The organism is Burkholderia oklahomensis C6786 (assembly GCF_000959365.1).
Lineage (GTDB): Bacteria > Pseudomonadota > Gammaproteobacteria > Burkholderiales > Burkholderiaceae > Burkholderia > Burkholderia oklahomensis.
On the sequence record NZ_CP009556.1, the window covers coordinates 335,441 to 361,092 of the forward strand.

25 protein-coding genes are annotated in these 25,652 nt (G+C 68.8%); 10 read left to right on the forward strand and 15 right to left on the reverse strand.

The features are described from left to right. Genes BG90_RS19570 through BG90_RS19580 form a run of 3 tightly spaced genes read left to right on the forward strand, consistent with a single transcriptional unit; the run spans window position 1 to window position 3,368 of the window. Complete coding sequence (locus BG90_RS19570; protein ID WP_010110706.1) at window positions 1-1,368, forward strand: TadA family conjugal transfer-associated ATPase; 1,368 nt, start codon at window positions 1-3, stop codon at window positions 1,366-1,368. Between the two features lie 11 nt (window positions 1,369-1,379). Further along, window positions 1,380-2,357 (forward strand): type II secretion system F family protein, encoded by a 978-nt coding sequence (locus tag BG90_RS19575; RefSeq protein ID WP_010110708.1) that lies wholly within the window; start codon window positions 1,380-1,382, stop codon window positions 2,355-2,357. Window positions 2,358-2,411: 54 nt separating this feature from the next. Continuing rightward, window positions 2,412-3,368, forward strand: coding sequence for a type II secretion system F family protein (locus BG90_RS19580; protein WP_010110709.1), 957 nt, complete (start codon window positions 2,412-2,414; stop codon window positions 3,366-3,368). Window positions 3,369-3,596: 228 nt separating this feature from the next. Here the strand turns inward: BG90_RS19580 and BG90_RS19585 are convergent, their stop codons facing one another. After that, window positions 3,597-4,073 (reverse strand): Lrp/AsnC family transcriptional regulator, encoded by a 477-nt coding sequence (locus BG90_RS19585; protein WP_010110710.1) that lies wholly within the window; start codon window positions 4,071-4,073, stop codon window positions 3,597-3,599. 233 nt (window positions 4,074-4,306) lie between these two features. Here BG90_RS19585 and BG90_RS19590 point away from each other — a divergent pair, with 233 nt between their 5' ends. From BG90_RS19590 to BG90_RS19605, 4 genes are all read left to right on the forward strand, one after another. Further along, a complete protein-coding gene (locus tag BG90_RS19590) occupies window positions 4,307-5,524 on the forward strand; it encodes an amino acid aminotransferase (protein WP_010120861.1) in 1,218 nt (405 codons plus the stop codon). A gap of 172 nt (window positions 5,525-5,696) precedes the next feature. Then, window positions 5,697-6,095 (forward strand): RidA family protein, encoded by a 399-nt coding sequence (locus tag BG90_RS19595; RefSeq protein WP_010120863.1) that lies wholly within the window; start codon window positions 5,697-5,699, stop codon window positions 6,093-6,095. A 198-nt stretch (window positions 6,096-6,293) separates the two neighbouring features. Beyond that, window positions 6,294-7,367 (forward strand): porin, encoded by a 1,074-nt coding sequence (locus tag BG90_RS19600; protein ID WP_010120865.1) that lies wholly within the window; start codon window positions 6,294-6,296, stop codon window positions 7,365-7,367. An 81-nt stretch (window positions 7,368-7,448) separates the two neighbouring features. After that, complete coding sequence (locus tag BG90_RS19605) at window positions 7,449-8,897, forward strand: amino acid permease (protein ID WP_010120867.1); 1,449 nt, start codon at window positions 7,449-7,451, stop codon at window positions 8,895-8,897. 72 nt (window positions 8,898-8,969) lie between these two features. On the opposite strand, the gene BG90_RS19610 is transcribed toward BG90_RS19605, so the two are convergent. From BG90_RS19610 to BG90_RS19625, 3 genes are all read right to left on the reverse strand, one after another. Then, window positions 8,970-9,737 (reverse strand): FadR/GntR family transcriptional regulator, encoded by a 768-nt coding sequence (locus BG90_RS19610; RefSeq protein WP_052712374.1) that lies wholly within the window; start codon window positions 9,735-9,737, stop codon window positions 8,970-8,972. Between the two features lie 640 nt (window positions 9,738-10,377). After that, on the reverse strand, window positions 10,378-11,910 hold the full coding sequence (locus BG90_RS19620; RefSeq protein WP_025990404.1) for a M81 family metallopeptidase: 1,533 nt from the start codon (window positions 11,908-11,910) through the stop codon (window positions 10,378-10,380). Beyond that, window positions 11,907-13,214: an MFS transporter gene (locus tag BG90_RS19625; protein WP_010110719.1), complete on the reverse strand. Its 1,308-nt coding sequence runs from the start codon at window positions 13,212-13,214 to the stop codon at window positions 11,907-11,909. The genes BG90_RS19620 and BG90_RS19625 overlap by 4 nt, the downstream gene beginning before the upstream one ends. Window positions 13,215-13,340: 126 nt before the next feature. On the opposite strand from BG90_RS19625, the gene BG90_RS19630 reads away from it, so the two are divergent. Then, window positions 13,341-14,255: a LysR family transcriptional regulator gene (locus tag BG90_RS19630; RefSeq protein ID WP_010110720.1), complete on the forward strand. Its 915-nt coding sequence runs from the start codon at window positions 13,341-13,343 to the stop codon at window positions 14,253-14,255. On the opposite strand, the gene BG90_RS35370 is transcribed toward BG90_RS19630, so the two are convergent. After that, window positions 14,174-14,605 (reverse strand): hypothetical protein, encoded by a 432-nt coding sequence (locus BG90_RS35370; RefSeq protein WP_124072374.1) that lies wholly within the window; start codon window positions 14,603-14,605, stop codon window positions 14,174-14,176. The two genes, BG90_RS19630 and BG90_RS35370, sit on opposite strands and share 82 nt — an antisense overlap. A 701-nt stretch (window positions 14,606-15,306) precedes the next feature. Here BG90_RS35370 and BG90_RS19640 point away from each other — a divergent pair. Further along, window positions 15,307-15,684 carry a DUF3175 domain-containing protein gene (locus BG90_RS19640; RefSeq protein WP_010110726.1) on the forward strand — a complete coding sequence of 126 codons (378 nt, stop codon included), beginning with the start codon at window positions 15,307-15,309 and terminating at the stop codon, window positions 15,682-15,684. 132 nt (window positions 15,685-15,816) lie between these two features. Here BG90_RS19640 and BG90_RS19645 read toward each other — a convergent pair whose 3' ends face one another. The 6 genes from BG90_RS19645 to BG90_RS19670 form a co-directional block, all read right to left on the reverse strand. Then, on the reverse strand, window positions 15,817-16,311 hold the full coding sequence (locus BG90_RS19645) for a DUF421 domain-containing protein (protein WP_010110727.1): 495 nt from the start codon (window positions 16,309-16,311) through the stop codon (window positions 15,817-15,819). A 22-nt stretch (window positions 16,312-16,333) separates the two neighbouring features. Continuing rightward, window positions 16,334-18,457, reverse strand: a complete 2,124-nt coding sequence (gene katE / locus BG90_RS19650; protein ID WP_025990405.1) for a catalase HPII — start codon at window positions 18,455-18,457, stop codon at window positions 16,334-16,336. A 133-nt stretch (window positions 18,458-18,590) separates the two neighbouring features. Continuing rightward, window positions 18,591-18,977 carry a DUF3022 domain-containing protein gene (locus BG90_RS19655; RefSeq protein ID WP_025990406.1) on the reverse strand — a complete coding sequence of 129 codons (387 nt, stop codon included), beginning with the start codon at window positions 18,975-18,977 and terminating at the stop codon, window positions 18,591-18,593. A gap of 79 nt (window positions 18,978-19,056) precedes the next feature. Next, window positions 19,057-19,218 (reverse strand): DUF1328 family protein, encoded by a 162-nt coding sequence (locus BG90_RS33320; RefSeq protein WP_010120894.1) that lies wholly within the window; start codon window positions 19,216-19,218, stop codon window positions 19,057-19,059. A 44-nt stretch (window positions 19,219-19,262) separates the two neighbouring features. Continuing rightward, window positions 19,263-19,451, reverse strand: a complete 189-nt coding sequence (locus BG90_RS19665) for a DUF3008 family protein (RefSeq protein WP_010110732.1) — start codon at window positions 19,449-19,451, stop codon at window positions 19,263-19,265. Window positions 19,452-19,522: 71 nt separating this feature from the next. Next, window positions 19,523-21,016: an RNA polymerase factor sigma-54 gene (locus BG90_RS19670; protein WP_010120896.1), complete on the reverse strand. Its 1,494-nt coding sequence runs from the start codon at window positions 21,014-21,016 to the stop codon at window positions 19,523-19,525. A 576-nt stretch (window positions 21,017-21,592) separates the two neighbouring features. Here BG90_RS19670 and BG90_RS19675 point away from each other — a divergent pair. Next, window positions 21,593-22,351 (forward strand): DUF4397 domain-containing protein, encoded by a 759-nt coding sequence (locus BG90_RS19675; RefSeq protein WP_010110734.1) that lies wholly within the window; start codon window positions 21,593-21,595, stop codon window positions 22,349-22,351. Window positions 22,352-22,556: 205 nt separating this feature from the next. Here BG90_RS19675 and BG90_RS19680 read toward each other — a convergent pair whose 3' ends face one another. The 4 genes from BG90_RS19680 to BG90_RS36195 form a co-directional block, all read right to left on the reverse strand. Further along, window positions 22,557-23,066: a ferritin-like domain-containing protein gene (locus BG90_RS19680; protein WP_025990408.1), complete on the reverse strand. Its 510-nt coding sequence runs from the start codon at window positions 23,064-23,066 to the stop codon at window positions 22,557-22,559. 223 nt (window positions 23,067-23,289) lie between these two features. Continuing rightward, window positions 23,290-23,847: a DUF3005 domain-containing protein gene (locus tag BG90_RS19685; protein ID WP_010110736.1), complete on the reverse strand. Its 558-nt coding sequence runs from the start codon at window positions 23,845-23,847 to the stop codon at window positions 23,290-23,292. A gap of 155 nt (window positions 23,848-24,002) precedes the next feature. Further along, entirely contained in the window at window positions 24,003-24,920 is a 918-nt protein-coding gene (locus tag BG90_RS19690) for a MipA/OmpV family protein (protein ID WP_010120897.1), read from the reverse strand. A gap of 423 nt (window positions 24,921-25,343) precedes the next feature. Continuing rightward, on the reverse strand, window positions 25,344-25,616 hold the full coding sequence (locus tag BG90_RS36195; RefSeq protein ID WP_038802120.1) for a hypothetical protein: 273 nt from the start codon (window positions 25,614-25,616) through the stop codon (window positions 25,344-25,346). Between the last annotated feature and the right edge of the window lie 36 nt (window positions 25,617-25,652).

Here is a 25,652-nt window from a genome sequence, read left to right on the forward strand (position 1 = left end):
ATGTCATTGCGAGACCAGATGTCCGTACGACGCGCGCAACCGATCATGTCCCGCGGCGACGCCGTCGGCGCGGCGACCGCGATGGCGCGCGAAGCGTATCAGAAGCTGCGCCGCCAGATCCATGGCGCCGTGCTCGAGCGCGTCGAGCTCGAGCGCCTGTCGCGGATGCCCGCCGAGCAGGTGCGCACCGAGATCGCCACGCTGATCACGCGCATTTTCGACGAGGAGAAGCTGCTCGCGAACGATCTCGAGCGGCGCCAGCTCACGATCGACGTCTACGACGAAATGTTCGGCTTCGGCCCGCTCGAATCGCTGCTGCGCGATCCGACCGTGTCGGACATCCTCGTCAACACGTCGCGCTCCGTCTACGTCGAACGCTTCGGCCGGCTCGAGCTGACCGACGTCACGTTCTACGACGACGCGCACCTGATGAAGGTGATCGAGAAGATCGTGTCGCGCGTCGGCCGGCGCATCGACGAATCGAGCCCGATGGTCGACGCGCGCCTGCCCGACGGCTCGCGCGTGAACGCGATCATCCCGCCGTCCGCGATCGACGGCCCGCTGATGTCGATCCGCCGCTTCGCGGTGAACCCGCTGAAGATGGACGATCTCATCAACTACCAGTCGCTGACGCCGCCGATGGCGCAACTGCTCGAAGCGCTCGCGTGCGCGAAGGTCAACGTACTGTTGTCGGGCGGCACCGGCAGCGGCAAGACGACGCTGCTCAACGTCCTGTCCGGCTTCATTCCGGACGACGAACGGATCGTGACGATCGAGGATGCGGCGGAACTGCAATTGCAGCAGCATCACGTGCTGCGGCTCGAAACGCGGCCGCCGAACATCGAAGGCAAGGGCGAGATCACACAGCGCACGCTCGTGCGCAACGCGCTGCGGATGCGGCCCGACCGCATCATCCTCGGCGAAGTGCGCGGCGCCGAAGCGCTCGACATGCTGAACGCGATGAACACCGGCCACGAAGGCTCGCTCGCGACGATCCACGCGAACACGCCGCGCGACGCGCTCACGCGGCTCGAAAACATGATCGGCGTCGCGGGCCTTTCGCTGCCGCCGAAGACGATGCGCCAGCAGATCTGCTCCGCGCTGTCGGTCGTCGTGCAGACCGCGCGCCTCACGGACGGCAAGCGCAAGATCGTCAGCATCCAGGAACTGACCGGCATGGAGGGCGAGATCATCAACATGCAGGAGATCTTCACGTTCAAGCGCACCGGTCTCGACGCGAACGGCAACGTGCTCGGCTACTTCACGTCGACGGGCGTGCGGCCGAAGTTCGCCGAGCGTCTGAGCGCGTTCGGCATCCAGTTGCCGGACGCGATGTACGACCCCGCACGCCGCTTCGAAGTAGCGTAAAGGAGCCTGTCATGGATCCGATCTTCTACGGTTTCATCGTCCTGCTGTTCGTCGCCGTGGTGCTGGCGTTCGAAGGCGTCTATCAATGGTGGAACGCCCGCCACGGGCCGGCCGCGCGGCGTATCGAGGGGCGCATCCGCGCGATGTCGGCGGGCGGCCAGGTGCAGAAGGAGCGGCTGTCGATCCTGAAGGAGCGGATGCTCAACGATGCGAGACCGTTCGACCGACTGCTGATGCGCGTGCCGCGCATGCGGATGCTCGATCTGCTGATTCAGCAGTCGGGACTCACGTGGTCGGTCGCGAAGCTCGCGTGCATCTCGCTCGCGACGCCGTTCGCCGCGTTCATCGCGCTCAGCTTCGCGCCGCTGCCGCTGTGGACCTCGGCCGCGGTCGCCGTCACGACCGCGTGCCTGCCGACGCTGTTCGTGCGGCGCTGCCGGATGCGCCGCCTGCGCAAGCTCGAACGGCAGTTGCCGGACGCGTGCGACATGATCGCGCGCGCGCTGCGCGCGGGCCACGCATTCTCGAGCGCGATCTCGATGGTGGGCGGCGAATTCGCGGAGCCGATGGGCGGCGAATTCCGCATCACGTTCGACGAGATCAACTACGGCGTGCCGCTGCAGGAAGCGCTGCTGAATCTCGCGACGCGCGTGCCGGTGTCCGACCTGCGCTACTTCGTGATCGCGGTGCTGATCCAGCGCGAGACGGGCGGCAACCTCGCCGAGCTGCTCGACGGCATCGCGCTCCTGATCCGCGAGCGCTTCAAGCTGTTCGACAAGGTTCGGGTGCTGTCGGCGGAAGGCAAGCTGTCCGCGTGGATCCTGACGCTGCTGCCGTTCGGCACCGCGGCGCTGCTCGCGATCATGAATCCCGACTTCATCGCGGTGCTCTGGCAGGACCCGGCCGGCGTCCTGCTCGTCGGGGTCACGATCACGTCGATGGCGTTCGGCATCGTGTGGATGCGGTACATCATCCGGATTCGCGTGTGAAGCCGCGCTCGACGCATCCGGCAATCAATCGTTGAACGACATTCGGGAACTGTCATGGAAAATCTCAACGTTACGCAACTCCTGCTGCTGTTCGGCCTGTTCGCGATCGTCGTCGCGGGCGTGATGGCCGCATGGTTCGCGTTCGCGCCGCGCGGTTTCGCGCGGCGTCTCGAGCAGATCGGCGGCGGCGCAGTCGCGGCGGGCGACGGGCCGGCGCCGCAAACCGTCTGGATCGAGAAGCTCGCCGAGATCTCGCGGCCGATCTCGAAGCTGTCTCTGCCGAAATCCGGCTGGGAGAATTCGCCGCTGCGGCTGCGCCTCATCAACGCCGGATGGCGCTCGGCGAGCGCCGCGCCCCTGTACTTCGCCGCGAAGACCGTGCTCGCGCTCGCGCTGCCCGCCGCCGCGATGCCGTTCCTGATCGGCACCGAGCTCGCGGATAGCCCGTACATACTGTCGGTGATGCTCGTGACGATCGGCGCGTTCGGCTTCTATCTGCCGAACGCCGTGCTGTCGCGCCGCATCGCGTCGAGGCAGCGCGTCATCGTCGAGGATTTTCCGGACGCGCTCGACCTGCTGACCGTGTGCATCGAAGCGGGGCTCGGGCTCGACGCGGGGCTGATGAAGGTCGCCGACGAGCTGCGGCTGCGCAGCCCCGTCGTCGCGGACGAGCTCGGGCTGATGCTGCTCGAGATGCGCTCCGGCTTCTCGAAGGAGACCGCGCTGCGCAACCTCGCGCTGCGCACGGGCGCCGAGGACATCGACGCGTTCAGCGCGATGCTGATCCAGGCGGACCGCTTCGGGACGAGCATCGGCGCGTCGCTGCGCGTGCTGTCGGACACGCTGCGCACGCAGCGGCGGATGCGCGCGGAGGAGCGCGCGGCGAAGATCGCGCTGAAGCTGCTGTTTCCGCTGATCTTCTGCATCTTTCCGGCGCTGCTGACGGTGCTGCTCGGGCCCGCGTTCATTCATATCTATCGGACGCTGCTGCCGACGATGGCGGGAGGTTGAGCGGCGCTCGCGGCGGCGCCGACGGTATCGCCGTGCCACACGCGCCGCCAGAGCGGCCAGCCCGCCGCGCCGAAAACAAGACGTCCAAAGAAGCGCGGCGGGTGGGGCGTGGACGGCGGGCCGCTCGCCGCATCGGGCGGCAGCGCGTTCGCCGCTCGCCCCATGCCGTTGACCGTCTATATAGAAGAAGACCGCGGCCGCGCGCGCGACGCCCCGCCGCGCTTGCGCCTACGCCGGCTTGCTCGCGAGATCCAGCACCGAGCCGTCGCGCTTGAGCGTCGCGAGCACGATGCTCGAATTCGTCGACATCACGCCGCGCGCGCGATGCAGCCGGTTCATCACGAAATCGGAGAAGTGATCGAGGCTGCGGGCGCGCACGGTCAGCACGTAATTCGATTCGCCCGTGACCACCTGCGCGGCGACGACCTCCGGCCATGACTGGATCGCGGTGACGAACGAGTCGTGCCAGTCGTCGATATCGGGACGCATCGCCACGTGCACGAGCGCCTCGAATTCGACGCCGATGCGCTTCGGCGCGATCACGCACCGATAGCCTTCGATCACCCCCTGCTCTTCCATCAGCTTCACGCGCCGCAGGCACGCGGACGGCGACAGCGCGACCGACGTCGCGAGGTCCTGATTGCTGATGCGGCCGTCGCGCTCCAGCTCGCGGAGGATGCGCATATCGGTACGGTCCAGGCTCATTTCGCAGAATCCCGCAAAAAGTCGATGACGATTCGCAGACTCTATCACGACGAATCGATATCAAGCACGATTTCAGAAGCACATTTCATTTTTTCGCCGATAACATGCGCCCCATGAATCGTGCAGCGGAGGCGGCCCGTCCGGCCGCCCGCGGCGCGCCGGCGCGGCCTTCGGGCGACGCGGCGCGCGGCCGCCCCGCCGCTCGTCCCGTCATCCCGTAGACAGCCTCCATCATGTTCGAACACATTCACGCATATCCCGGCGACCCGATCCTGTCGCTGTTCCAGGCGTTCCAGCGCGATCCCGAGCCGCGCAAGGTCAACCTGAGCATCGGCCTTTATTACGACGAAAGCGGCGCCGTGCCGGTGCTGGACAGCGTGCGCGCGGCGGCGGCGCGCCTGAGCGAGCGGCACGACGCGCACACCTATCTGCCGATGGAAGGCTTGGCCGACTACCGGCGCGCGCTGCAATCGCTCGTGTTCGGCGCCGACAGCGCCGCGCTGCGCGACAGACGGATCGCGACGGTGCAGACGGTCGGCGGCTCCGGCGCGCTGCGTCTCGGCGCGGATCTCCTGAAGCGCTATTTCCCCGACAGCGCGGTCTGGATCAGCGATCCGACCTGGGACAACCACCGCGTGCTGTTCGCCGCGGCGGGCCTCGACGTGCACACGTATCCGTATTACGACGCGGCGACGAACGGCATCCGCTTCGACGCGATGATGGCGACGCTCGACACGCTGCCCGCGCGCGCGATCGTGCTGCTGCAGCCGTGCTGCCACAACCCGACCGGCATCGACCTGTCGCGCGAGCAGTGGCGCGAAATCGTCGCGCTCTGTGGCCGGCGCGGGCTGATCCCGTTTCTCGACATCGCGTATCAAGGCTTCGGCGACGGCCTCGACGACGACGCATGGCCGATCCGCACGATGACCGATGCGGGGCTGCCCGTCTTCGTCAGCCACTCGTTCTCGAAGAATTTCTCGCTGTACGGCGAGCGCTGCGGCGGGCTGTCGATCGCCTGCGCGAACGAAAGCGAAGCGGCGCAGGTGCTGAGCCAGATCCAGGCGGGCGTGCGCCGCATCTATTCGAGCCCGCCGCTCCACGGCGCGCGGCTGATCTCGACCGTGCTGAACGACGCGGCGCTCGCGCAGCAGTGGGATCGCGACGTCGCCGCGATGCGCGCGCGCATCAAGCGGATGCGCACGGCGCTCGCCGAGCGGCTCGCGGCGCGGCTGCCCGGCACGCCGTTCGACTACCTGGTCGAGCAGCGCGGGATGTTCAGCTACACGGGCCTCGCGCCCGCCGAAGTCGACGCGCTGCGCGAGGACAACGGCGTGTATCTGCTGCGCTCCGGCCGCGCGTGCGTCGCGGGCCTGAGCGACGCGAACGTCGACTACGTCGCGAACGCGATCGCCGCGGTGCTGAAGGCGCGCCGGATGCGCGTCGCGGCGTGACATGTGATGCGTGACATGTCACGCGCGTCGCGTGTCGCGCGACACCGAGACCGAAACAAGAACCGAAGCCGAAGCAGGAATCGGCTGAAGCCGGCGGCGTGAACCGCGGCGCGCAAGCGCCGCGACGCTCCCGGCCCCTCCCCGACAATCAGATATCCGAAAGAGTTTCCCCATGCCCGAACTGATCCCCGTCGATCTGCCCGAACCCGCGCAGCCATTCTCGTGGGCCACGCACGCGCACGGCCTGATGTTCACCGCGCACGGTCCCGTCGATGCGGCGGGCGCGATCGTCGGCGGCGATATCGCGCAGCAGGCGCGTCTCACGCTTTCGAACCTCGCATCGGCCGTGCACGCCGCCGAGGCGCGGATGCAGGACGTCGTTCAGGTGCTGCTGTACGTCGCCGACGCACGCGACATCCCCGTCATCGACACCGTCTACCGCGAATTCTTCGACGCGCCGTATCCGAACCGCGCCTGCGTCGCCGTGCAGGGCTTCGCGCATCCGGACATGCGCATCGAGCTCGTCGCGCACGTCGCGCTCGGGCGGCCGGCGAGCCGCGCCGCGGGCTAGCGCCTGTTCACGCGGATAACGGACCCAAGTCCCTCACTCGATCGACGCACCGCAGCCGGCCGACGACGCCGGCGGCGGCGCACGCGGAGCGCGTCGCAACACGGACGGCGGCGGCCCGCTCGCCTCGCCGCGGCAAGGTTCCGCGCGGCGAGGGCTTCCCGCCGTCCGGCACAACGACACCTCGACAAGGAAACGAAGATGAACAGGTTTGGAGCATCGACATGGCCGATCGCGATCGGCATCGCGCTGTCGGGCCCTGCGTTCGCGCAGAGCTCGGTCACGCTGTACGGGATCGTCGACCAGAGCATCCGCTACACGACGCACGCTGACGCCGCGAACGACGGCGCCGTGCAGATGGCGAACGGCGCGATCACGAACAGCCGCTGGGGCCTGAAGGGCGCCGAGGATCTCGGCAACGGCCTGAAGGCGATCTTCCGTCTCGAGAACGGCTTCGAGCCGCAGTCGGGACAAGCGGACGGCGGGCGCCTGTTCGGCCGCTACGCGTACGTCGGCTTGTCAGGCGGCTTCGGCACGGTCGAGCTCGGCCGCCAGACGACCGAGGGCTTCAATCTGTTCGGCGATCTCGATCCGCTGACGATCGGCAACTACACGGCGAACATGTGGCCGTACTTCCTCACGCAGGGCTACGCGAGCAACGTCGTCAGCTATGCGAACACGCTCGGCGGCCTCGCGGTCGGCGCGAGCTACGGCTTCGGCGGCGTCGCGGGCAGCATGAGCCGCAACGCATATTGGGGCGTGCGCTCCGCCTACACGCACGGCGCGCTGACGGTCGGCGCGGTGTATCAGCAGACCCGCGACGCCGACGGCCGCGCGCAGCAGATGTGGGGCGCGGCGGGCCGCTACGTCGCCGGGCCCGCGACGCTGTTCGTCGGCTATCTCGGCGGCAAGGACGCGACCGGCGCGATCGATCGCGACTATCTGAACGACCCGGGCCGCACGGTCGCCTACGGCTCGTTCGCCGATCACCCGCGCTACGACACGATCGGCTACGCGGGCGTCGCGTACCGGATCGATCCGGCGATCACGCTCACGGGCGCGTTCTATTACGATGCGATCCGCAACGTGAACGGCGTCGACGGCAACGGCGGCAAGCGCTACGCGGGCGTGCTCGAAGCGGAGTACGCGCTGTCGAAGGCGACGCAGCTTTACGCGACCGTCGACTACAACAAGGTGTCGGGCGGCGCCGTCACCGAGATGCCGGGCCGCGGCGACCAGACGGGCGTCGCGGTCGGCCTGCGGCACATGTTCTGACGGACGGTCCCGGTCGTTCACGCAGGTCCGGCGGGCGCGCGACGCGCCCGCGATCCATAACGAGAGTCGGAGGAGCATTCAATGAGTTCGGAAGAGCAATTTCACGCGATCGCGGCCCGCGAAGGCGGGCTGCGGCGCACGCTGAGCGCGCGACAGATGTCGATGATCGCGATCGGCGGCGCGATCGGCACGGGCCTCTTTCTCGGCAGCGGCTTCGCGATCGGTTTCGCGGGGCCGAGCGTGCTGATCAGCTATGCGATCGGCGCGCTGATTTCGCTGCTGCTGATGGGCTGCCTTGCGGAGATGACGGTCGCGCACCCGACGTCGGGCTCGTTCGGCGCGCACGCCGAGCATTACCTGAGCCCGTGGGCGGGCTTTCTCGTGCGCTACGCGTATTGGGCGTGCATCGTGCTCGCGGTCGGCACCGAAGTCACCGCGATCGCGCTGTACATGAAGTACTGGTTTCCCACGGTGCCGGGCTGGATCTGGATCGCCGGCTTCTCGGCCGTGCTCGTGCTCGTCAACGCGCTGAGCGTCGACGTGTTCGGCTCGGTCGAATACGGGTTTTCGGTCGTCAAGATCGCGGCGATCGTCGCGTTCATCGCGATCGGCGGCTACGTGGTGTTCGTCGATCCGTCGCTCGTCACGGGCGCGGGCGCGGGCGCGAGCGGCGGCGTGGGCGCGCCGGGCCTTCACCACTACTTCGGGCACGGCGGCTTCTTCCCGAAAGGCATGTGGGGGATGTGGGTCGCGGTGATCGTGTCGATCTTCAGCTATCTGAGCATCGAGATGATCGCGGTCGCCGCGGGCGAGGCGCAGGATCCGGAGCGCGCGGTCACGCGCGCGTTCCGCTCGACGGTGATCCGCCTCGTGCTGTTCTATCTCGTCACGCTCGCGCTGATGCTCGCGATCGTCCCGTGGACCGCGGCCGGCCGCGACGAGAGCCCGTTCGTCAAGGTGATGATCGCGATTCATCTGCCGGGCGCGGCGGGCGTCATCAATTTCGTCGTGCTGATCGCCGCGCTGTCCGCGATGAACAGCCAGCTCTACATCACGACGCGGATGATGTTCAGCCTCGCGTGCGCGGGCCACGCGCCGCGCGGTCTCGGCAGGCTGAACGGCCGCGGCGTGCCGCTCAACGCGCTGCTGCTGTCGACGGTCGGCATCGCGATCGCGGCGCTCGTGAGCATCGTCTACCCGGACGCGTCGTTCACGATCATGATGGCGATCTCGATGTTCGGCGCGATGTTCACGTGGATGATGATCTTCGTCACGCACTACTTTTTCCGCCGCAAGCGCGCGGCGCTCGGGATGCCGCGGTCCGGTTTCCGGATGCCGGGCTTCCCGTTCGCGACGCTCGCCGGCGCGGCGCTGATGCTCGCGATCATGGTGACGACGTACTTCACGCCCGAGTTCCACATGACGCTCGTGTTCGGCGTGCCGTTCCTCGTCGCGCTGAGCGTGCTGTACTTCGTGCGATATCGCCGTCAGCCGGCGGCGCTCGCGCCGGCGGAAACGCCGTCGCGGTAAGCACGCCGCCGTCGTGCGCGCACGCGCGCCGCGCGTGCGGCGGCGCGCGTCACGACGCCCGGCCGGGCCGGCTCAGGCCGGATCGAGGCTCGTCTCGCTGACGGCCGCGCGCAGCGCGACCATCGCCGTGCGCGCGCCGTCCGCGTCGCGGCCGTCGATCGCCGCGACGAGACTGGCCGCCGCGTCGCGAATCGCGTCGTTGCGCTCCTGCAGCGTCGCCGAGTCGAGGTCGATCGCCATCACGCCCGCGCGCGCGACCTCGCCCATCTGCCGGATGAACTGATTGCGGCTCGCCTCGACGATCGACGCATGCAGCAGTTCGAGCGCGCGGCGCAGCGCGTCGGGCTCGACCGCCTCGCGCAGCGCCGCATGCGCGGCGCGGATCGCGCGCCGCTGCACGTCGTCCGAATGCGCCGCCACCTGCGCGGCCGCCTCCGGCTCGATCAGGTCGCACATCGCGGTGACGTCGAGCAGGAAGTCCGTGTCCGACGCGATCCGCATCCGCCACTGCATCACGTGATCGTCGAAGAGCCGCCATTCGCTGCGCGGCGTGAGACGCGTGCCCGCTTTCGTCCGTGCGTGCAGCATCCGCCGCGCGGTCAGCATGCGCGTGACTTCGCGCATCACCGAGCGCGGCACGCCGAGCTGGCGCGCGAGCACGTCCTGCGGCGGCAGCAGGCCCGACGTGAATTCGCCGTCGACGATCCGCGTGACGAGCTCGTCGAGCACCCGCTGCACGCGAGGGGACGCCTTCAGCGAGCGGCGCTCGGCGGCATCGCTCAACGGTCTCGCCGGCGCGCGCGCCGGGCTAAGGAAATGGTTGGTATCTAAGGAGTTCATCGTACTCATCCTTGTGCGGAACGGAGTTCTTTCGCTGAAAACGGAGGACGCGACGACGAGAACGCGTCCGCAACGCGACGACGGCATGCGAAGGCGGAGCCGGCTGCGGCAATCGCTGCCTCGGGAATAAAAAGCGCGACCGGAGCGTGTTCCGATCGCAAGGCCACTGCCGCAGACAACCGGGCCACCGGGCGGCAGGTGGGGCACGACGCGCGCGGTGCGCATCGTGACAATCGATTCGATGCGACGACCGGGCGGGCGCCGGGCGCGGAAGAGCGGGGAGCGGGCGAGCGACGCGCGCGCCGGGCCGGCGCGGCGGCATCGATGCAGGACCACGAAATAACCGGCGCATGCGGCGGACGGCGCGCGGACGGCATGCGCGGCGGCTGGCCGGCCGCATGCGCGCAGCCGGTGCGCCGCGCGAGCGCGCACGCCGCATCCGGACGCGAACCGCGTCCGGGCGCATGCTTCAGGGAACGCAACGCGCAGCTTCGTCGCAGCGGCGCGCGCGCGACGAGGCATGGACGTTGCCGTACAATGCCGACAGCCATGGTGGGGTCTTCCGCTGAAATTCTTCCGTGGTCAGGCCGCGCCGGGTGTTGGCGCACCTCGCGCGGCCGCTCGCATCAATGCATTCGTCCTATATCCACATCTCTCCCGTGATTTCGTCCGAGTGCGGCGCGCGCCGCCCGCCGCAGCCGAAGAACGGCGCGCCGCAAGGGCTCACGCGCATCCCGTCGGCCAGCGACGTCCAGCGCAAATCGGCCGGGTCGGCGGCCATCCAGCCGCCGGCTTTCGCGATCAGCACCGAATCTGCGATCGCATCGAAATCCGCCCGAAAATGGACGGAGCTCTTGTTGACCAGAATCTTCATCGTTTCGGGCGCGACGCCCGCGATCCGGTAGAAGCTCCGGTCGGTCATCTGCACGCGCGCCGACGTGACGACGACGCGCACGTTGTCGATCCGCAGGCACGCGGTCGGACCGAGCTCGAACGTCGCGCCCTTCAGCATCGGACCGTGGCAATGGCAGCGGCCGTTCGACAGCGACTCGACGCGAAACGTCCCGGTGAACGGCAGCCCGCTCTCCACGCCGAGCGTGAGCTCGACCGACGCGCCGAGCCCCGCCGCATGCGCGGCGCACGCGGCCGCCGGATCGAAGAACAGCCCGAGCGCCGCATCCGGCGCGCGATGCCTGACGAGCGCGCGCAGCAGCCCCGTCGTGTTCGAGCCGCCGCCCGCGCCCGGGTTGTCCTGCGTGTCGGCGATCACGACCGGCTTGTCCGCGCGGCGTGCGATCCGGATCGCCTCCTTCACCGCGTCGTCCGCCGACATGAAGTGCACCGACCACTCCGCCTCGCTCGACATGACGTGCTCGTACAGCGCGTCGACCGCGCGGGTCAGCTGGACGGGATCCGTGCCGTAGCCCCAGATCGCCGGCCCGCATTCGGGGAAGTCCGCCGCCGGAAAGCCCGGCGCGAACGACAGCGACCGCACGCTTCCCGTCTCGAGCCGGCCGAGCAGCCGGAACAGACTCCTCGACGGCTCGAGCGACGTGCACATCGCGTTGACCGGAATCAGGAACGGCACGCGCCGCGCGATCCGGACCTGGCGATTGCGCCTGCCGAGCAGCGCATCGAGCAGGGCGACCGCGCGGCGCCCGGTGTCCGCCATGTCGACGTGCGGATACGTGCGGTACGTGACGAGCCCGTCCGCGCTGTCGAGCATCTGCTGCGTGACGTTCGCGTGCAGGTCGAGCGACGCGACGATCGGCACGCGCGCGCCGACCGCCTCGCGCAGCCGGCGCAGCAGCTCGCCTTCACCGTCGTCGTAGCGCTCGGTCGCCATCGCGCCGTGCAGGTCGACGTAGATGCCGTCGGCGTCGCGCCGCTTCGCCGCATCGACGATCTCGCCCGCGATCCGCTCGAACGCGACCGATTCGACGCGGCCCGACGGCATCGCGTCGGCCCAGATCGCGGGCAGCGCGACGTGGCCGGCGTCGTCGAGCGCCGCGAGGCAGCCGGCGATCGGCAGGTTCATGCCCTTCAGCCTGCCGATCTCGGCGCCGCGCGACAGCGGATAGCGCCCGCCGTCCGCCGCGAAGCTCGCGTAGCTCGCCTTGCTCGGAGCGAATGTGTTCGTCTCGTGCCGGAATCCGGCGACCAGGATCTTCATGATGCGGCGGCGCTCCATTTCTTCGCGTCGACGCGATTCGCAAGCAGCACGATCGCGCCCGCGACGAACAGCGCGACCATCACCATCAGCCCGGCCTGCAGGCTGCCCGTTTCGTTCTTGATCCAGCCGATGATCGTCGGGCTCACGAAGCCGCCGAACAGGCCGATCGAATTGATGAGCGCGATGCCGCCCGCGGCGACGTCGCCCTTCAGATAGTCGGCGGGAATCGCCCAGAACACCGCGTATGCCGAATACATCAGCGCGGTCGCCGCGACGAGCGCGACCATCGCGACGACGAAGCGGTCGCCCGCGACCACCGTCGCCGTCAGCGCCGCCGCGCTCAAGAGCAGCGCGATCGCGCTGTGCAGACGCCGCTCGCTGCGCTTGTCGGACCGGCGGCCGATCACCTGCATCGCAACGATCGCCGCGAGATACGGCAGCGCGGTGAGCGCGCCGATGTGCAGCAGGTTCTTCACGCCGGCGCCGCGCAGCAGCGTCGGCAGCCAGAAGCTGACCGCGTACAGGCCGCAAATGATCGCGAAGTAGGAGAACGCCATCGCATAGATTCGTGGATCTTTCAGCACCTCGCGAAACGCGGTGTGCCGGCTCGCCGCGCGCGGCGCCGAACCGAGCTCGCTCAGCAGGATCGCCTTCTCGTCGGCGCTCAGCCACTTCGCGTCGGCGGGCCGCTCGCACAGCGTGAAGAACAGCACGACGCCGAGCAGCACCGCGGGCAAGCCTTCGAGCAGGAACAGCCACTGCCAGCCGGTCAGCCCGTACGCGCCCGAGAGCTGCGTCATGATGAGCGTCGACACGGGTCCGCCGATCACCGCGCCGACGGGCCCCGCGCACAACAGCATCGCCATCGCGCGCGCCATTCGCGCCTCCGGATACCAGCGGGTCAGACAGAACAGCATGCCGGGGCTGAAGCCCGCCTCGAACACGCCCAGAAAAAAGCGCAATACATAGAACGTCGTGATGTCGGTCGCGAACATCATCGCGACCGACGTCAGCCCCCACAGCACCATGATGCGGCTCAGCGTGAGCCGCGCACCGATACGGGTCAGCCACAGATTGCTCGGCACCTCGAACGCCATGTAGCCGAGAAAGAAGATTCCCGCGCCGAAGCCGTACACGGCCTCGTTCCATCCGAGGTCCGATTGCATCGCGAGCTTCGCGAAACTGATGTTGATGCGATCGATATAGGCCGTGATGTAACAGACTGCGAGAAACCCGAGGATGCGGATGTCGACCTTTCGATAGATTCGCGAGCGCGCGTTTCCGGAAGCGTTCTGTTCTCTCATAGGGCCCGTATTGGAATCTGCGGCGCGTACTCCGCGCTCGTTTGTCGTGGCCATTATCTCCATACTGTATGATCCCAGTGACAGCAACTTTGGTGTACAGCCGTTGCTTTGCAGGGCAACACGCGTATGGATCAATCGTTTCAAGTCAATCTCAGCCGTCTGCGTTACTTTCACGCGATTCTCGAACACGGATCGATCCGCGCGGCGGCTGAACGGCTGAACACCGCGCCGTCCGTTGTCAGCCGGCAATTGCAACTGCTCGAGAACGAGATCGGCGCGCCGCTGTTCGAGCGCCGGCAGCACGGCATGATCGCGACGGAAGCAGCCGCCCTGCTCGTCGAATACACGCATGCGTGCCGGATCGGATTAGAGCAATTCCACGAATCGCTGCACGGCGAACTGCGCGGGCGCGTCGAAATCGCGCTGACGGTCGGCTATGTCGAAGACCTGATGGATTCCGTCGTCACCGAATTTCTGCATCGTCACCCGCACGTATCCGTCGAACTGAACGTGCGCACCGCGGACGGCGTCGTAGATGACGTATTACGCAAACGTGCGCATATCGGCCTCACGTACAATCCGTCACTGCCGCCCGAGATTCGCGAGTGCCTGAGCGTCGCGCATCCGACGTTTCTCGCGGTCGCGCCCGCGCATCCGCTCGCGAGGCGCGACGAGCCGCTCGAACTGCGCGACGCGGTCCGCTATCCGCTCGCGCTGATGCCCGCGCCGTACTACGGCGTCGGACAGATCGTGCACACCGTCGCGCATGCGGAGAACATTCCGCTCGCGCCGCGGCTCGTCACGAACTCGGTGCCCGCGATGCGGCGTTTCGTGCGCTCGGGCAACGGGGTCGCGTTCCTCACGCGTCTGCTGATCGAGGAAGACCTCGAACGCGGCGAGATCGTCGCGCTGCGGATGCGCAATCCGCTGTTCAATTCGCCTTGCGGCAAGGTGCTCGTTCATAATGAGCGCGCGCTGCCGCGCGCGGCGCATGAAATCCTCACGCGGATCGTGCGGGATTTACCGTCGTTCAAGGCTTGATGCGCGATGTGCGCGACGTGCGGGCCGTCGCCGGCGATGTGCGTCGCTTTCGGTTCGTGCGCACGTGCGAACGACAACGCGTGAGGCGAACGATGCGCATGACGCGCGCCGGGCTCGGCGCCCGAAGACTGCTCGTTCGATCCGTTATCCGAACCAATTCGTGAATCGAATCCGCTGCGCGAGCGGACGGGGGAGCGTTCCGCCCTCGCCGCGCTGACGGTCAGGTTTGCCGATCGATGGCGCATCGCTTCCCGGTGGGCACCGGCGCATTCATTCGGCGAACGTCGGGCAACGACATGCATAGACAGCCGGCGCTCGACGACGTCGATACGGAAGATGCCGGCATCCATCCGCACGCGCGGCCGCCGTCACCCCGCTACATCCATGCACGCAATGTGTGCGCATTAGCCACCCATTCTCGGCATTCAAAGAGCATTCGCCCAATCGTTTCCCGATACGAAACGATTCGCGACATATGTCGCGCATTCCGATGTCGAACCATTTCGCAAACGCCGACAGTCCGGGCGAGCATATTCCTTCTTTTGACCGTCGCCGCGCGGCGGCGCCGGACTTTGCTCGTTTGCCCACGCGCTGAAGAATTTATATGCGACGATGGACGACGCCGCCGTCCGCCGCGGCGCACACGCCGGTACGACCGTTGCTTGCATTCTCGATTCGGGGCCGCCCGCCGGGGTCGGCCGAACGCCACCGCGGCGCGTACGCGGCGCGAGCCGAGTCTCGCGCGTCCTAGCCGCCCGTCAGGAGCACGCGATGCGAATACTCGAAGCCATCGTCCTGCTGTTCTCGCGCGCCGCCGGCCGGCGGCCGCTTCCCGATGGATCTGCCCGCGCGCGCACGTCGCGCCGCGCCTGCCCGCCGCGCCGCCCGCACGCCGACGGCCATCCGCGTGCCGCGCACCGCCATGCGCCGCAGGCGTCGCGCGCGCGCCAGCCGGTCGAGATCCGGCGGCCCGAGCGGTTCAGCGTCGGCGACGTCGAGCCCGGTTCGTCGAATGCGCCCGAAGCGGGCGGCATCAAGCTGTGAGCGCGAGATGGCGACCCGCAAGACGCCGACCCGCAAAAGCGCCCCGCGCAAGACCGCGTCCCGTCCGCCCGCGTCCGGCCGCAAGCGCGCCCGCACGGCGCAAGAAAAGTCTGGCCGGTACTGGTCGAACGACGTGACGCAGCACAGCAACGCGCTCGACCTCGAACCGAACATCTTCAAATCCGACGACCCCGAAGCGATCGCGCAATCGCTGAAGCGCTCGGCGCTCGACAGCACGCGGCGCAAGGGCACACCGCTCCAGTCGGCGATGTCGATGCTCAACTTCTACATGAACCGCGCCGGCCGGAATCTTCCGAAAGCACGCCGCGACACGCTCGAGCGCGTGAAGAAAAAGCTGCGCGAAGCATTCGGCCGCAAGCCCTGACGCGCGCCGCGCCCGCACGCGGCGGCGCGTCATCCCGGACCTCCGCATGCATGAAATCCCGTGGTATCTGATCGTCGGCGGCATGACGCCTCCTTGCGCGCTCGCGCGCGGCGACGCCGTACCGCCGCCCGTTCAGGACTTCCGACGAATGATGCTGACATGGCCGTTCCGTTCGAGTATCGCCGCCGCGACGCCGGACAGGTCGCAGTCGCCCGTCTTCTGGCGCACGCTCTCGTAGACGTCGGTCGTCGTGATCAGCGCGGCGCTCATCTGCGCGTCGTCGAAGCGGCCGTTGCGGTACAGCTCGCGCTGCGCGCCGACGAAGAAACGTTCGAGCCGCGCCGAACGCACGCACGTCCACGCGATCGCGCGATGCAGCAGCACGATCGCGAGCGAAGCGGCGACGGTCGGCCAGAACGGCGACGCGCCGACGATCGCGCGGCTCAGCGTCGCGCCGAGCAGGATGCCGACGACATAGTCGAACGGCGAGCGCTGCCCGAACGCGCGGCGGCCCGCGATCCGGATCAGCGCGAGCGCGACGAAGAACACGACGGCCGCGCGCGCCGCCATCCGCAGCGCGCCGAGCGGCTCGCCCCCGCCGAACAGAAAGACGACGATCGCGTCCATCGTGTGTCGCGCGCCGCGTGCGCTACGCGGGCACGCCCTCCGCGAGCGACTCGCGCGACCAGACGCGATGCTCGGACAACGTGTCGAAGAATTTCGCGAGCACCTGGTCGAGATCGGCCGCATGCCCGACGCACACGCCGTCCGCATGCTCGGGCAGGTGCGCGGCGCCGAGCAACTGGCGTCCCGAGCCGATCGCCGCGATCGCCTTCAGATGCTTGAACGCCTCTTGCACGAAGTGCCTCGCGTCGCTCGAATGAACGAGATCGCGCCCGTCGCCGTCGCCGCCGCAGATAAATACGGCGTCGAACATCACCGACGGCATCCCGACAAGCGTCGCGTGGGGCTCGAGCCCGCCGACGGGCGCGAGCGTCGGCGCGACGAGCACGGGCACCGCGCGCGCATCGGTCAGCGCACGCCGCACGCGCTCGATGAGGCGCGTGTCGGCGCCCGGCGTCGCGATGAGCGCGACCTTCCGCGCCCGCACGCTGAGCTTGCCGCGCGCGAGCAGGCTGAGCGCGGGCGACGGCGGCAGCGCGACGATCGCAGGCTCGCCGGCGGGCGGCGGCAACCCGAGCCGCTCGGCGACTTCCGTCGCGAGCGCCGTGTCGACGCGCGCGAGGATCTCGTTGACGACGCGCGCGCGGATCGCCGGCTTCGTCACCTTGCCGAGCTCGAACACGTATGCGTCGCGGATGTGCCGCCGTTCAACATCGGTCACGCTCCGATAGAAGAGCGCCGCCTGCGAGAAATGATCGGAAAACGAACCGCTGCGCACGCGCGTCTTCGCGCCTTCGACCATCTCCGAATAGCTGTCGAAGCCGCCCTCCGTCGCGGCCGGCCCGGTTTCCCTCGGCCAGCCGCCATTCAGCGAATTCGGCTCGTACGACGCCTGCCCGACGTCGATCGCCTGCCGGTGCATCGCGTCGCGTTGAAGATTCGCGAACGGGCAGACCGGCCGGTTGATCGGGATCTCGTGGAAGTTCGGGCCGCCGAGCCGGCTGATCTGCGTGTCGGTGTACGAGAAGAGCCGTCCTTGCAGCAGCGGATCGTCGGTGAAGTCGATGCCCGGCACGACGTGCCCCGGGTGAAACGCGACCTGCTCGGTCTCCGCGAAGAAATTGTCGGGATTGCGATTGAGCGTCATCTTGCCAATCAGCTTCACCGGCACCGCTTCTTCCGGAATCAGCTTGGTCGGATCGAGCAAGTCGAAGCCGAATGCGCGCTGGTCGCGCTCTTCGACGATCTGCACGCCAAGCTCGTACTCCGGATAATCGCCGCGCTCGATCGCTTCCCACAGATCGCGCCGATGGAAATCCGGATCGCGGCCGGCGATCTTTTGCGCCTCGTCCCACAGCAGCGAGTACGAGCCGAGCACCGGTCGCCAGTGCAGCTTCACGAAGCGCGCGACGCCCTGCGCATTGACGAACCGGAACGTATGGACGCCGAAGCCTTCCATCGTCCGGAAGCTGCGCGGAATCGCGCGGTCCGACATCAGCCATTGCACCATGTGCGCGGACTCCGGCACGAGCGACACGAAATCCCAGAACGTGTCGTGCGCGGACGCGCCCGTCGGCATCTCGTTCGGCGCCTCGGGCTTCACCGCGTGGACGAAGTCCGGAAACTTGATCGCGTCCTGGATGAAAAACACCGGCATGTTGTTGCCGACGAGATCGTAGTTGCCTTCGTCGGTGTAGAACTTCACCGCGAAGCCGCGCACGTCGCGCACGGTGTCCGCGGAGCCGCGCGGGCCCTGCACCGTCGAGAAGCGCACGTAGACGGGCGTTTCCTTCGCCGGATCCTGCAGGAACGCGGCCTTCGTGTACTCGGCCATCGATTCGTAGACGCGGAACACGCCGTGCGCGGCCGAGCCGCGCGCGTGCACGACCCGCTCCGGAATGCGCTCGTGATCGAAGTGAGTGATCTTCTCGCGCATGATGAAGTCTTCGAGCAGCGACGGGCCGCGCGCGCCCGCGCGCAGCGTGTTCTGATCGTCCGCGATGCGCACGCCCTGGTTCGTGCGCAGCGCCTCGCCGTCCGGCTTCACGCGATAGCGGTCGAGATCCCGCGATTTGCGGTCCGCGCGCGCGCCGTCCGGCTGTGCGTCGCGCGGCATGTGGTGTGGAGCGTTGCGGTTTGGATCGGCCATCTGTGAGGTGTCCCCTTTCGTAACGCAGGCGGCGTCGCGGGCCGCCCGCAGCGTGAGTGGGCGCGCGCACGGCCGTGCGCGCGTGCCGTTCGCGACGCGTCGCGGCGGCGAACGCCCTGTCCTTGCCGGACGTTCAGCCGCCGCGCAACGCGTCGTCGAGCAGCGCGTCGGTCACGGGCAGCGTCGCGTTGCACTCGACGACGTCTTTCCGTTCGACCGGCCGCGCCGCATCGACGGTTTGCCGCGCGAGCACGCCCAGGCGCGCTCGGATCCGTGCGCGCGCGGCGGCGTCCAGGCGGCCGTAGCGGCGCAGCGCGCCCGGCTCCAACACGAGGTTCAGCGCGCAGCGCGATTCGAGGAGGCTCGACTCGGCTGGCGCCGCGACCCACGACACCTGGATCGTCAGACGTCCGGACGAATCGCCGACGTGCAGCACCGTCGTCGACGACGACGGAAAGCAGTCCGACAGCAGATGCTCGATCTCGACGAGCCGCTGCGGCAGATCGGTCGGCAGCGTCATCGCGAGCCTGCGGCCTGAACCGGGCGGCCGGCGCGCGCGCGGCATCGCGCCGCGCGGCCGCTATCCATGCGTGCGGCCATCATCGTCGTGCGACGCCCAGCACGAGCGTGACGAGAAAGACCACGACGAAGACGTAGAACAGGATCTTCGCGATCTCGGCCGCGCCGGCCGCGATGCCGCCGAAGCCGAGCACCGCCGCGACGATCGCGATGATGAAAAAGATGAGCGCATATCGAAGCATGAACACCTCCTGGTCAACGTGAGGGACGGTGGGCACGCGGGCCGTCACGACTTCGACTTGTGTTTCGGCTTGCCTTTGGTCTTCGTTCCCGCGAGCTTCTCGAGCGCCTTCTCGCTCATCGATTCGTACATCGACTTCGACGGACTCTTCAGTTCGCTCGCCTTCGTCCGTCCGCGCTTCGCGGACAGCGCCGCACCGGCGGCGCGTTGCTGGGCTTGCGATTTCGCTGGCATGCAGGGTCGCTCCTTTCGCTTTCGCGAGTCGCCGGCCGACGAGCGCGCGACGCCGCGCGTCGGCCGAAGGTTCAAACGGGTGCGCGCCGCCGCAGATCCGCGGGCGGGATCTTCATCGCCTGCCGGTACTTCGTGACCGTGCGGCGCGCAAGCACGATCCCGCGCCCCGCGAGACGCTGCGCGAGCGCGACGTCGGACAGCGGGTCGACCGCGTGCTCGGCCGCGATCATGTCGCGGATCAGCACCTTCGCGACGGCCGCCGAGCACGCGCCCTTGCCCGCCGCCTCGAGCTTGCGCGGGAAAAAGTGCTTGAACTCGAACGTGCCGTGCGGCGTCGCCATGTACTTGTTGCCGGTCGCGCGCGAGATCGTCGATTCGTGCAGGCCGAGCTCGTCGGCGATGTCGCGCAGCACGAGCGGCTTCAGCGCGATCTCGCCGTAACGGAAGAAATCGCGCTGACGCGCGACGATGCATTCGCCGACGCGCCGGATCGTGTCGAAGCGCTTCTGCGCGTTGCGGATCAGCCAGCGCGCCTCCTGCAACTGCTGGCCGAGCGGCGACTGATGCGACCCGCTCGATTGCGCGAACAGCTCCGCATAGCGGCGATGGATGCGCGCGCGCGGCATCACGGCCGGATTGATCGTGACGATCCACTCGCCACGCACCTGCCGCACGATCACGTCGGGCACGACGTAGTTGCCGGCCGCGCTGCCGTACTGGTTGCCGGGGCGCGGATCGAGCCGCCGCACGAGCGCGCACGCGATGCGCAGCGTGCGCCCGTCGCAGCCGATGCGGCGCTGCATCTCGGCCGTCTCGCGGCGCGCGAGGCGCTCGAGATGATGCGCGGCGATCTCTTTTGCGCATTCGAGGCCAGGCGTGTCGGCGGGCATCGCGTCGAGTTCCAGCAGCAGGCATTCGGACAGCGAGCGCGCGCCGATCCCCGGCATGTCGAGCGACTGCACGAGCCGCAGCGCGACGAGCAGCTCCTGATCGGTCGGATGCAGCAGCGGGTCGGCCGCCGCCGCGAGCTCGGGCAGCGCCTGGCGCAGATAGCCGTCGTCGTCGAGCGCGTCGATGATCATTCGCGCGAGCGTGCGATCGCGCGGGGTCAGCTGGTAAAGACGCAGCGCGTCGTGCAGGTGTTCGTGCAGCGACGGCTCGGCCGTCATCCAGTCGCCGGGCTCGAGATCCGACGCGTCGTCGGATCGCCGGCTCGAAGCGCGCGCCGACAGCTCGACCGTGAACGGCAGGTCCTGCCCGACGGGCGGCGATGCGTCGGGTGCGCCGGGGACGGCGCCGTCAGCGCCGTCGGCATAGCCGCTGTCCGCATAGCCGTCGTCCGTTCGCGCGTCCGCTTCGGCGGGCGGCTCGCCCGGCGTCGCCGGGGCCGCGGCCGTGTCGTCGTCGGTCGATTGCGCGTCTTCGAGAAACGGATTGGTATCGAGCGCCTGGCGCAGCTCCTGTTGGAATTCGAGCGAAGAAAGCTGGAGCAGGCGCAGCGACTGCTGCAAGCGCGGCGTGAGCGCCAGGTGTTGACGCATTTGCAACGCGAGCGTGGCGGACATGCGGGACTCCCTGTCGTGTGAATGGCGGTACGCGGATACACGCAACTTCCGTACCAATCGCACGGCGCCTTGTACGAGCGGACTTTCGTCATACCCGTGCGGCGCCGCCGCCGCATCGGCCGGCGCTTTTTACAAAGGCGCGCGCAAGTTTTGGACCGCGACGCACGCGGATGGCGTTCGACGCGATCGGCGTCGCCGCCTTCTTTCGATCGATGCATTTGCGCCGACGCATCCGCGCAGATATTGCCCTTCTCCGCAAAAATTTCACCTGCGCGCGTCGCATCGCGCAATCGGTTACGCCCGCGCTGCCGTGGTTCGCCGCACGGCAGCAGCGGCCGCGCTCCGTCGCGAGCGCGGGCCGGCGCGTTTCGAGCCGTGCACCGCCACATCGCCGGGTATGCCTGTTGCTGTTTGCGAGCGCCCCGTCGCGCTATGCGCGGGCACGGCGACCGAGCCAGTCTTCGCCGAACCCATCGACATTTCACCCACCGGCGGCGACGCGACGCGCCAGCACGCCCGCACGGACGCTGCGAACCGCGCCGCGACGTGTCGGCCGACCGATACAGAGAGGGAGTCATGAAACCGATTCGAACCGTTGCGGCGCTGATCTCGGCCGTCGCGCTCGTCGCCGCATGCGGCGGCGACGACACGGGCACCGAGCTCGGCATCTCGAATCCGCAGGCGCGCTTCATCAACGCGGTTCCCGCCGGCCCCAACCTCGACTATTTCCTGAATGCCCAGGCCAATGCGACCAACGTCGCATACAAGGGCGTCACACGCTACCGCTCGGTCGGCAGCGGCTCACAGACCGCGAGCTACAACGTGACCGGCACGAGCGTGACCATCGCGTCGCAGACGTTCAACGCGGCGAACGGGCACCACTACACGACGATCGCGATCCCGAGCACGTCGACGCCGATCTCGGTGATCGACGACCCGTTCGCGAAGGGTCTGCTGTCCGACCAGGCGCGCGTGCGCAGCTTCAACGCGTCGCCGAACGCGCAGAACGTCGACATCTACGTCGTGCCGCCGGGCACGAACATCGCCGCGCAGAGCCCGACGCTCGCGGGCGCCGCCTATCAGAACGCGGTGCCGGCGTCGGGGCAGGATTCGGTCTATCTGTCGGGCGGCACGTATCAGGTGATCGTCACGCTGCCGGGCTCGAAAACGCCGATCCTCACGACGCCGCCCGTCAGCATCGCGAACAACGCGGACTGGCTGCTGCTGACGATTCCCGCGGGCGGCATCGCGGACGTCACGCCGAACGACATTCACGTGCTCGTCGCGCAGGGCAACGACGCGGATACGTCCGCGCAGGAGCTGGGGCCGCAGTAACTCAGTAAGCAAGGCTGCGCCGCGTGCGGCGCGGTTCGAGGCCGGGCGGACGGCGATGTCCGGTGGTCGGCGTGTCGCACGCGGCGCTTGATGTGCGATGTTTGGCGCTCGGTTTGGCGTTCGACGTGCGTGAAGCGCGGCGCGTGGCAGCCGCCGCGCGCCCGCGGCCTATATCCGAACGCGCCGCCCGCGCGAACGCGGCGCGTCAGCGCTTCGCATCGCCGCGCTCGGATGCCGAGCGCTCGAGGAACGCGACGACGATATCGGGCAGGTGCTCCGACAGCCACTGCGCCATGTCGATTTCCTGCTTCAGGATCCGCTCGCCGCAATCGCGGATTTCCTTTTCGCCCGCGAGCTGAGCGGCGGCGATCAGCGTCTTGTACGACGCAATCTCGAGGTTCTCGAACACGTAGCCCGCCATCGCCCCCTTCACGACTTCGTCCGACACGAATACGCCGCCCGCCGCCTGACCATAGGCGGCAATGCGAGCCGCCAAGTCCTTGATCGCGGAAGGCGCGATCTCCAGGCGCTGCAGGCAGCCTTCGAGCAGGCGCTGCTGTTCGAGCGTCGTCTCGACGTGCTGCCGGATCCGGTCGCGCAGCACCGGATAGTTGTCGAGGCGCGCGGCCTGGGACTTCAGCATCGTCTCGGCGTGACGCTCCATCGCATAGGCGTCGCGCAGCCAGTCTTCCAAATGTTCTCGCGGAGTGGTCATCGCATTCCTCCAGCCGCATGCCGGTGCGGCGGGCCGTGCGGCACACCGCGCGCCGCAGCGTGAGTCGCGCAACGCGCGTGCCCGTGGGCCGGCGGTGCGGGTCGGACGCTCGCTCCGGCCGCCCGGCCATTCGATTCGATCGAATTTGCATCGCGCATTCGCTCGACCGCGCAGCGAACGGCACACGCCGCATCGGACGTCGCAGCGCCATCCGCGCCGCCGCTCAGCTCGATCGCTCGAAGCTGAACACGTGCTCCGTGCGCGCGCCCGTCGTGCGCTCGATGTCGACGGTGCCGCCGTAGACGACGCGCCAGCCTTCGCGCGGCTCGACCTCCGGCAGATAGCCGTGCGGGCGGCTCTCGATGCCGGCGAGGCCGTCGTCCGGCGTATCGACGGCCTCGTCGAGCGACGCGTTCGAATAGATCACGTTGTCGTGCCATTCGGACGCGCCCGTCTGCGCCTCGCGCCCTTTGCCGTCGACGTCGACCGTGTTGTCGGTCGACGCCATGTTCGCATTGTCGAGCGTGACGATCCGGCTGGCCGCGCGCCGGACGGGGTCGCCGCTGTCGCACGCGTACCTGTCGACGTCGATGGGCGGCAGGCCGGTGGGCGTCTTGCCCGCGATCGCCTCGGCGGTGAGCTTGCGCGCGTTCGCGCCGCGCGCCTTCTCCCGGGACGACGCGTCCGGCATGGCGCGGCCGGCCGCGGGCGTCTCCCCGGGGCGCTTCGCCGCGATCTCGCGCGGTTGCTGCGGGGTGGGATTCGATTCGGCGTTCTGCATGCGTACCTCCTTGCAAACGAAACACGAATGCCGCGCGGAGCGCGGCCGGGTTCACGTCGATGGCAAGAAAGGCTCCCGCCGTCGGTTGCCCGGCGGCGCACGGGCCGGAACGCTTCGACGGCGGCGGCGCGCGCAACGCCGCCGCCGCGCCGCCGCTAGAACTGGTAATTGATCGACAGATCGACGACCGCGTTCGTCGAGCGCTGCGTGAGCGGGCTGCGCGCGGCGCTGCCGACGAGCTGGTCGACCGCGCCGTCGGCGGTCACGAACCAGTGCTTCGTGACGAACCACACGAGCGTCACGCCGCCGCCGACCGACTTCACGCCCGCGCTCGGCTCGTAGCGCGGATGCCCGGAGCGCGCCGCCTGCGCGTCGTTCACGCCGAACCAGCCGTTCATGTAGCGCGAATCGGCGAAGGTGACCGACGGGCCCGCGAACCAGTAGAACTTTTCCGAGCTGCCCGGCAGCGGCATGTACGCGGAGAGATCGGCAACCCAGCCGTTCGCGCCGCCGATGCTGCGCCGGACGTCCGCGCGCAGCACGAGCGGAAAGTCGCGCGAGATCACGTGGTCGGCCGACAGCTTGATCACCGCCGCCGGATTGATGTTGCCGATGCCGGCCAGATGGCCGCGGTCGTCGGCCTCGCGGCGTCCGAGGTCGTAGCCCGCCGAGATCGTCGCGCGCCAGTTCGGGCCGCGCAGCACGTTGACGCCGATCCCCTCGCCCGTCGACGCGAACCACAGGTCGCGATAGCGGACGTCGAACGTCGGACCGGCCATCGGCCGGTACTGGTTCGAGCCTTCGTAGCGCGGCTGCAGCGTTCCGGCCGCGCCGACCGCGATCTGCCAGTTCGGTTGCTGCGGGTTGAACAGCTTGTCGAGCGGCACGCCGGCCGAGTACTGCCACTCGGCGAGCGGCGAAGGGGTCTGCGCGCGCGCCGAAACAGCCGCCGCCGCGCACGACGCGCAGACGATGCCGCGCACGATGTGCACGATGTGCACGATGCGCTTGCGCGCCGCCGCATGGCGCGGCGCGGCGGTTCCCCGAATTGAAACGGCTCGTGCGTCGACCATGTGCTGTCCTCTTTGTTCGTGTTGTTGTCGGTGCGGCGCGCCTGCGCGCGAATCGCGCGCCCGGCGTAGCCGGCGCATGCGGCCGCGAGCCGCGTCGTCGTTGCGCGTGCGGCGATCGGCTGAAGCCTGACGCGAGCGCGACGGATGCCGCGCGCTTGACGCCCGCTCCGCTCGCCTCTCGCGCCCGGCCCGGCGCGCGCGGGGCCGCCATGGCATTGCAGCACGGCGCGCCCGGGATGGGAATGCCGTCGCCGTATCGCGCGGCGTGCGGCTGGCCCCGGCCGGCGACGCGACATCGCCCCCGGCCGCCCCCCGTCGGCAGTCGGCAGTCGGCAGTCGGCAGTCGGCAGTCGGCAGTCGCTCCAGTGTGCACGCAAGCGGCGCATTCCGCGAGCCCCGCCGCGCGAAGCGCGGTGCGCGGCGTCAATAGCTGGTGCCGGGTGCGCTCGGCGCCGGAGCCGCGCCGCCGCCGCTGCCGTCCGGCGCCATCGGCGATGCGCTGTTACTGCCCGGACTGCCGTAGCGCGCGCCGTCGGACGGCGTGGCGGCTGTCGGCGGCGGCTGGCCGACGCCGTCCGTCATCGCGCCGCTGCTGCGCGGCGAGCTGCCGTACGAGCCGCTCTGCGAACAGGCCGTCGCCGCGAGGGCCAGGGCGGCGGCGCATGCCAGTTTCGTCGAAATCGCGTGAATAGTCATCGAAAGCTCCTTCGAGCGTGCAGCGCGTGCGCACGG